The sequence below is a fragment of the Paenibacillus sp. SSG-1 genome (assembly GCF_002224835.1).
GTDB lineage: Bacteria > Bacillota > Bacilli > Paenibacillales > Paenibacillaceae > Paenibacillus_AQ > Paenibacillus_AQ favisporus.
On sequence record NZ_MBRK01000001.1, the window covers coordinates 6,388,207 to 6,395,481 of the forward strand.

Sequence of the window (7,275 nt, forward strand, 5' to 3'; positions counted from 1 at the left end):
TATCTCCTGCCTTAAAAATGTTCGAAACGGTCAACCGGCAGAACGAACACGGTAGCACCGCCGACTTGAACCTCTACGGGGAGCGGCAAATATGAATCGGTCGTACCGCTCATCGGGGTTACGGGAGTGACGAGCTGTTCCCGAACCTTACAGCTGCTGCGGATGACGTTCATCACGGCTTCAACCTGGCTGTCATCCACCCCGATCATAAATGTGGTGTTACCTGCCCGCAAGAACCCGCCGGTACTCGCCAGTTTCGTCGCCCGGAAGTTCGCCTTGACCAGACCTGCCGACAAACGGTTGCTGTCCTTATCCTGTACAATCGCAACGATCAGTTTCATCTTGCATTCCCTCCTCGCTTATTTAGACCTGCCCATCCATATAGATTGAACCAAAGTAAGATGTAATAATCTAATAAACTAACATTGATGTCCACATTTGCATCATTAATTTAGTTCATTCTATATAGCTGCAGGCTGCTACTGTACTTATTTGACAAAGATCCTCAAAAATCCTTTAAAATCGCTCCTGAAGCACACGGATGATATCCTGTTCCACGACAGACTGCTCTTTGGAAGCATCAATGACGACGATGCGCTCCGGATAACGGGATGCGATGATATGATAACCTTCCCGTACCTTCTGATGAAAAGATAAACCTTCAAGATCCAGGCGGTTGACCTCGCGTCCCTGATTTGCCGCAATCCGCTGCAGTCCGGTTTCCGGCTCGATATCCAAATAAAAGGTGAGATCCGGCATCCGGTCATGAATGGCGAATTGATTAATGGCCCACACTTCATCCATGCCAAGTCCGCGGGCATATCCTTGATAAACCAGGCTGCTGTCGACGAATCGGTCGCAGATCACCGTGAGGCCTTTCTCCAGGGCAGGCTCCACCTTTTCAGCAAGGTGCTGTCTTCTTGAAGCAGCATACAGAAGCGCTTCGGTTCGGGCATCCATGGCCGTATGGGACGGATTCAATATAATTTCCCGAATCTTCTCGGCAATTTCAATACCTCCCGGCTCTCGGGTCATCATATAGGGGATGGCGAGCCGGTTAAAATATTCACCAATTTTTCCGATCACGGTTGTCTTCCCGGACCCTTCGCCTCCTTCCAGCGTAATAAATGCTCCTGGACCAGTCATAAATGGCTTCCCTGCTTTCTGTTTTTCTTATATACAATAATAGTTCGTAGATTCGGATCTGCCGCCCCCTGGCACTTCGCTCCCGCATTGGACAGGACGCGAAGCCTTGCTGCCGTATCCTCGGTGATCCGCTCTCCCGGATACAGTAACGGGATTCCCGGAGGATACGGAATAATCATTTCTGCGGCGGTTCTGTCCGCGCACTCCCGAAGAGAGACCGTTTCGGTATCTTCAGCAGGTATGGGCTGCAGGCCGAATGGAATAGGCTCTGAGACGGTGGCCTGAGCTAAAATGTTCCACGTGGAAAATTCGGCAGGGCTGCCTTGCGTCTTGGGCAGGCTGGACGCTCCCGTTAGACTTGAATCTTTTTCCGCCTCCGTCTGAACGGAATGGCGGCTTTCAACTGCCGGTGAGGCATCTGCTGAGTTCTGGGCGTCCGCCTTCTCTACAGTTATATGCCGGAGGGCATCCAGAAGGTGACGGGTGTCTTCCTCGGTGGACCCCAAGCTATATACCAAGACCACGTATCGGTCATCGCTCATCTCCGGTACGCAGCCATACGCCTCAAGCCGCTCCTGCAGCTCATATCCGCTCAGGACGCCGGTGTCGTCATAAATGACGACCTTGAAGGGGTCCTGCGTGGTGTATGCGGCTGCCGGAGGGCGGATGGCCGCCTGCGCAGTGCTGCCCGCCGATGCGGCGCCGGCGGCGTCTTGGGGCTGCTGCCCCTGCGGGTGCAGCAGCTTGAAGCGCGGCAGCTCCGCCAGGCCGCGCACCAGGGCGTCCACGGCGGCGAGCCCCGCCGTGAAGGCGCCGGCGCCCTGCACATGCAGCAGGCGCCGGGCCAGGTCCAGCGAGCCCATAATCGGGTACGATGGGCTCGAGCTCTGCACCATGGCGAGCCGCTGGCGGAGCAGGCCGCGGTCGATCCGCGGCCCTTGGACGTGCAACATGGCTCCCATGGTGAGCGCGGCCAGCATTTTGTGCGTCGACTGAACGACGCCGTCTGCTCCGCTGGCCAAGGCACTTCCGGGCAGCCGCGGATGCTGCCCGTAATGGGCGCCGTGCGCCTCGTCCACCAGCAGCGGTACCCCGTGCTGGTGGCACGCCTTCGCAAGCGGCGCCAAGTCGCTGCCCATGCCGTAATAGTTCGGCATGGTGACCAACACGCCCTTGGCCTGCGGATAGGCGGCCAAGGCGGCGGTGACGGTCTCTGCGGACGGGGCTACTGCCAGTCCGCTGACCGGATCGGGCTCCGGCTGGATAAAGACCGCCTTCGCCCCCGCCAGCATCAGTCCATGGATCACCGATTTATGGACATTCCGCTGGACAATCAGCAGATCCCCCGGCTTGCTGCAGACCGTCAGAATCAGCGCTATATTTCCGGATGTACTCCCGCCGACCAGGAAGAAGCTCTCCTCGGCTCCAAAACAATCCGCCGCCAGGGCTTGCGCCTCCCGGATCACGCCCTCCGGGTGATGCAGATCGTCTGTCCCTGTGATTTCGGTCAAATCCGCCTGCAGCACATCCTGCAGAAATCCGGCTCCCCCGGACTCGGTATAGGCTTGTCCTTTTTTATGTCCGGGTACATGAAATGAAGAATAGGCTTGATCTTTCATCTCCTGCATCATCTCGTATACAGGTGCACGTTCCTTGTTCACATGTTGCTTTTTCATCCCCAGCCATAATCCCTTCCGGTTTCAATCTCTACCCTATTTTATCGCATATTGAATCATCCGGCTAACGGTCACCGTGTAAAGTCACTAGAAATAGTGGGTCATTTACTTAGATAAATGCACAATTTACGCAACAGCTTGAAAAGTAACGTCTACCAACGTACATTCGTGGTAGCCAGGCCAGATGTATCAATTGTTTCTCTTGCGAACCAGGGGCGGCTGAGTCACCGCAGCTTTTACATACTTATAACCTTTTTCTATGCAAAAAAGGGACAGCTTCCCGCTGTCCCCCTGTACAAAATACCTGCTTACGCGTTGGTCTGTAAATTGATTTGTCTCATCTGATGGATAAAATAATGGTATTTGGCGTCTTCGGCATTTGTATGCACCATTTCACATTCGCACTCTTCGCAAATAAATTGTGATATAATGGTGATTCCTTCTTCTTTGACTTGCCCGCAAATAATACAGACGTGTTCGGTTTGATTTTCCATCAACCATCCCACCTTATTTCATTAATTACTATCAAGTATGACTCATTTTCTATTATTTTAAACCTTTTCATAGTGGTTTCATATCCCCCTTTGATTCCTTACATACATATTCCCCGCAATCCCCGCGAGTGTCTGTACAGGAATTTTAAAAAAAGTCTTTCAATCAGCCGATATATGAATTAAAGACCTCTAGGAGGTGGAGCGTTCTCCATGCCGGATGAGAATCACGTTAACGCAACCTTTTACCACTATAAATTAATCAAAAAAATACCGGTTTCCCGGCTGCTCGTGCGCCTATATCTGCTTCTTCCCTACATAGCTGTGATTTCATTCATGATCCTCATTTCCTGGACCAGCTGCTTCTATTTTGTTCTCGCTGCACCGGTTATGCTCTGGATTCATTATGTTATCTCCCGATCGGTTCTGCTGTTATCAGGAACACCGTTTCGTAAACGATGGAAGTTTTCGCTGCGGCTGCCATGGCTCGGATATATCACCGATCAACATATCAGCTACCGTCTGTTCCGGAGAGTCTATATCTATATCACTGGATTTGGCCTGCTCCTGCTGGCTGTGATCTTGTTTTGGTCACCGGTTCCCTTCACACTGTCCTTGCTGTTCTGGCATCTCTGGTTCCTGCTTCCGCAATATTATGCTTTTCTTCGTTTATTGAAGCAGCGTAAAGACGGTATGATTAAACTGAACGCACAGGACATCTCCTATTATCAGCAGTAGCCACTCGTCATCATTATGATGAACTTGAAGGCCCCTCTTACACATAGGGGCCTTTGGCTTGCATGCATAATTAAAAAACCCGCATCCTTGGATGCAGGTCACTATAAATCGGTATCCACACTTTCAACTGTCGCCTTACCCTTAGTTAAAACGGTCACCGTAAAATAATCTTTATGAATGGTTAAGTTAATTACCCGGCTCTGCTTCTCAAAAACGTGCGAGTTCCCTTCGGCCTCCTCCGTTTTTTCCTTCCAGCCCCACTCTTTAATCTTATTCAAGTAAGCTTCCGGAATCTGTTCATCTTCTTTGAGGCCTTTCATCGAGTAGCGTACATAGTCTAATTTAGAATTACCGGATGTCCGATCAGTACGGTTCGCTTCCTTCGGCACCGGAAAGGTTTTATCGTTCGCAGCTCCTTCAAAGGATGTCCACGAGGGCTCACTTTTCATGCAGCCGGTAAGCAGCAAACAGACGACTCCAAACACAAGAAGAGCATGCAGCCACGGTCTATTGAGCATGTATGTCCTCCTTATATCGCAAAAGTAATAATTATTCAGTTTTCTTAGGCACCCCCAAACATGTACATACATATTATACTGACTACTTCTGCCCTGTCGGTAACAAAAATGTTACTTCGTTTGGAGAGTATACAAACCTTATGCATGATAGCGAATAGGCAGCTGCGGTGTCTCGATCTTTTTTAATGACAAAAGATTCATAAACCCATATCATGTCCATCCCGATCCTATGTTCTCAAGACTTCCCTAACGGCCAATTTTATCATGCTGTCTAGTCTACAGGATGTATTCCATGAATAAAAAATTCAATCCTTCTTGTTAATGAATACGATAGGATCTGTATTTCATAACCCATTTTCTCTCATACACACAATTAAAAACAAAAAAACCACCGTTGATATTCATCAACAGTGGTCCTTCGCTTGGCAACGTCCTACTCTCCCAGGACCCTTCGGTCCAAGTACCATCGGCGCTGGAGGGCTTAACGGTCGTGTTCGGGATGGGTACGCGTGGAACCCCTCCGCTATCGCCACCAAACGTTCAAGTGTTTGATCACTTGAAAACTAGATACGAAACGAATCTACATTTTATATTTATTGGATAAGCCCTCGACCGATTAGTATTGGTCAGCTCCATGCATTGCTGCACTTCCACCTCCAACCTATCTACCTCGTCGTCTACAAGGGGTCTTACATACTGGGAAATCTCATCTTGAGGGGGGCTTCACGCTTAGATGCTTTCAGCGCTTATCCCGTCCGTACGTAGCTACCCAGCCATGCTCCTGGCGGAACAACTGGTGCACCAGCGGTACGTCCATCCCGGTCCTCTCGTACTAAGGACAGCTCCTCTCAAATTTCCTACGCCCACGACAGATAGGGACCGAACTGTCTCACGACGTTCTGAACCCAGCTCGCGTACCGCTTTAATGGGCGAACAGCCCAACCCTTGGGACCTACTTCAGCCCCAGGATGCGATGAGCCGACATCGAGGTGCCAAACCTCCCCGTCGATGTGGACTCTTGGGGGAGATAAGCCTGTTATCCCCAGGGTAGCTTTTATCCGTTGAGCGATGGCCCTTCCATGCGGTACCACCGGATCACTAAGCCCGACTTTCGTCCCTGCTCGACTTGTAGGTCTCGCAGTCAAGCTCCCTTCTGCCTTTGCACTCTTCGAATGATTTCCAACCATTCTGAGGGAACCTTGGGGCGCCTCCGTTACTCTTTAGGAGGCGACCGCCCCAGTCAAACTGCCCACCTGACACTGTCCCCATACCGGATTACGGTACCAGGTTAGAACCTAGATACGATCAGGGTGGTATCCCAACGGCGCCTCCACCCAAGCTGGCGCTCAGGTTTCAAAGGCTCCCACCTATCCTGTACAGATCGTACCCAAATCCAATATCAAGCTGCAGTAAAGCTCCATGGGGTCTTTCCGTCTTGTCGCGGGTAACCTGCATCTTCACAGGTATTAAAATTTCACCGGATCTCTCGTTGAGACAGCGCCCAAGTCGTTACGCCATTCGTGCGGGTCAGAATTTACCTGACAAGGAATTTCGCTACCTTAGGACCGTTATAGTTACGGCCGCCGTTTACTGGGGCTTCGGTTCACAGCTTCGGGATTACTCCCTAACCGCTCCCCTTAACCTTCCAGCACCGGGCAGGCGTCAGCCCGTATACTTCGCCTTGCGGCTTCGCACAGACCTGTGTTTTTGCTAAACAGTCGCTTGGGCCTTTTCACTGCGGCCCCCTCGTGCTATTCACACTACCGGGGCACCCCTTCTCCCGAAGTTACGGGGTCATTTTGCCGAGTTCCTTAACGAGAGTTCTTCCGCGCGCCTTAGAATTCTCTTCTCGCCTACCTGTGTCGGTTTGCGGTACGGGCACCTTCACCTGGTTAGAGGCTTTTCTTGGCAGTGTGAGATCATGACCTTCGGTACTATAATTTTCCCTCCCCGTCACAGCCCAGCCTTAAAGTGTGCGGATTTGCCTACACACCAGCCTCACTGCTTGGACGAGCATCCATCAGCTCGCGTCACTACCCTCCTGCGTCACCCCATCACTCATAACGGTTTACGGTGGTACAGGAATTTCAACCTGTTGTCCTTCGATTACGCCTGTCGGCCTCACCTTAGGTCCCGACTTACCCTGAGCGGACGAGCCTTCCTCAGGAAACCTTGGGCTTTCGGCGGATCAGATTCTCACTGATCTTTTCGTTACTCATACCGGCATTCTCACTTGTATACGCTCCAGCACTCCTTACGGTATACCTTCAACGCTGTATACAACGCTCCCCTACCCCTGATGCAAAGCATCAAGCCATAGCTTCGGTGGTGTGTTTAGCCCCGTTACATTTTCGGCGCAGAGTCACTCGACCAGTGAGCTATTACGCACTCTTTCAATGGTGGCTGCTTCTAAGCCAACATCCTGGTTGTCTGTGCAACTCCACATCCTTTCCCACTTAACACACACTTGGGGACCTTAGCTGATGGTCTGGGCTGTTTCCCTTTTGACAATGGATCTTAGCACTCACTGTCTGACTCCCGGTCGATCAGTCGATGGCATTCGGAGTTTGACTGAGCTTGGTAACCCTTGCGGGCCCCGCACCCAATCAGTGCTCTACCTCCACGACTGCAAAACCGAGGCTAGCCCTAAAGCTATTTCGGGGAGAACCAGCTATCTCCGAGTTCGATTGGAATTTCTCCGCTACC

The 7,275-nt window shown here is 51.4% G+C and carries 6 protein-coding genes and 2 rRNA genes (1 of these 8 only partly in view); 1 reads left to right on the forward strand and 7 read right to left on the reverse strand.

Annotated elements, in window-relative coordinates; genetic code table 11:
* Positions 1 to 11: 11 nt before the first annotated feature.
* The 4 genes from BCV73_RS29170 to BCV73_RS29185 form a co-directional block, all read right to left on the reverse strand.
* Complete coding sequence (locus BCV73_RS29170; RefSeq protein ID WP_036712689.1) at positions 12 to 341, reverse strand: cyclic-di-AMP receptor; 330 nt, start codon at positions 339 to 341, stop codon at positions 12 to 14.
* Between the two features lie 175 nt (positions 342 to 516).
* The gene (gene tmk, locus BCV73_RS29175) at positions 517 to 1,146 is read right to left on the reverse strand and encodes a dTMP kinase (RefSeq protein ID WP_089549472.1); all 630 of its coding nucleotides are present in this window, start codon (positions 1,144 to 1,146) and stop codon (positions 517 to 519) included.
* A complete protein-coding gene (locus BCV73_RS29180; RefSeq protein WP_179232096.1) occupies positions 1,143 to 2,822 on the reverse strand; it encodes an aminotransferase class I/II-fold pyridoxal phosphate-dependent enzyme in 1,680 nt (559 codons plus the stop codon). The genes tmk and BCV73_RS29180 overlap by 4 nt, the downstream gene beginning before the upstream one ends.
* Positions 2,823 to 3,130: 308 nt before the next feature.
* Positions 3,131 to 3,316 (reverse strand): sigma factor G inhibitor Gin, encoded by a 186-nt coding sequence (locus BCV73_RS29185; RefSeq protein WP_076176641.1) that lies wholly within the window; start codon positions 3,314 to 3,316, stop codon positions 3,131 to 3,133.
* A gap of 210 nt (positions 3,317 to 3,526) precedes the next feature.
* Between BCV73_RS29185 and BCV73_RS29190 the strand changes: the two genes are divergently transcribed.
* On the forward strand, positions 3,527 to 4,051 hold the full coding sequence (locus BCV73_RS29190; RefSeq protein WP_089549473.1) for a hypothetical protein: 525 nt from the start codon (positions 3,527 to 3,529) through the stop codon (positions 4,049 to 4,051).
* A 101-nt stretch (positions 4,052 to 4,152) separates the two neighbouring features.
* Here the strand turns inward: BCV73_RS29190 and BCV73_RS29195 are convergent, their stop codons facing one another.
* From BCV73_RS29195 to BCV73_RS29205, 3 genes are all read right to left on the reverse strand, one after another.
* Entirely contained in the window at positions 4,153 to 4,569 is a 417-nt protein-coding gene (locus tag BCV73_RS29195) for a hypothetical protein (RefSeq protein WP_076176639.1), read from the reverse strand.
* A 420-nt stretch (positions 4,570 to 4,989) separates the two neighbouring features.
* Positions 4,990 to 5,106, reverse strand: a 5S ribosomal RNA gene (gene rrf / locus BCV73_RS29200).
* Positions 5,107 to 5,165: 59 nt separating this feature from the next.
* Positions 5,166 to 7,275: ribosomal RNA gene (locus tag BCV73_RS29205) — 23S ribosomal RNA — on the reverse strand; it runs 819 nt beyond the window's last position.

Bases quoted from the DNA above. Each gene is read 5' to 3' on its own strand.
- BCV73_RS29195 (WP_076176639.1), bottom strand. From the start codon at position 4,569: ATGCTCAATAGACCGTGGCTGCATGCTCTTCTTGTGTTTGGAGTCGTC.
- tmk (WP_089549472.1), bottom strand. From the start codon at position 1,146: ATGACTGGTCCAGGAGCATTTATTACGCTGGAAGGAGGCGAAGGGTCC.
- BCV73_RS29170 (WP_036712689.1), bottom strand. From the start codon at position 341: ATGAAACTGATCGTTGCGATTGTACAGGATAAGGACAGCAACCGTTTG.
- BCV73_RS29190 (WP_089549473.1), top strand. From the start codon at position 3,527: ATGCCGGATGAGAATCACGTTAACGCAACCTTTTACCACTATAAATTA.
- BCV73_RS29185 (WP_076176641.1), bottom strand. From the start codon at position 3,316: ATGGAAAATCAAACCGAACACGTCTGTATTATTTGCGGGCAAGTCAAA.
- BCV73_RS29180 (WP_179232096.1), bottom strand. From the start codon at position 2,822: ATGAAAAAGCAACATGTGAACAAGGAACGTGCACCTGTATACGAGATG.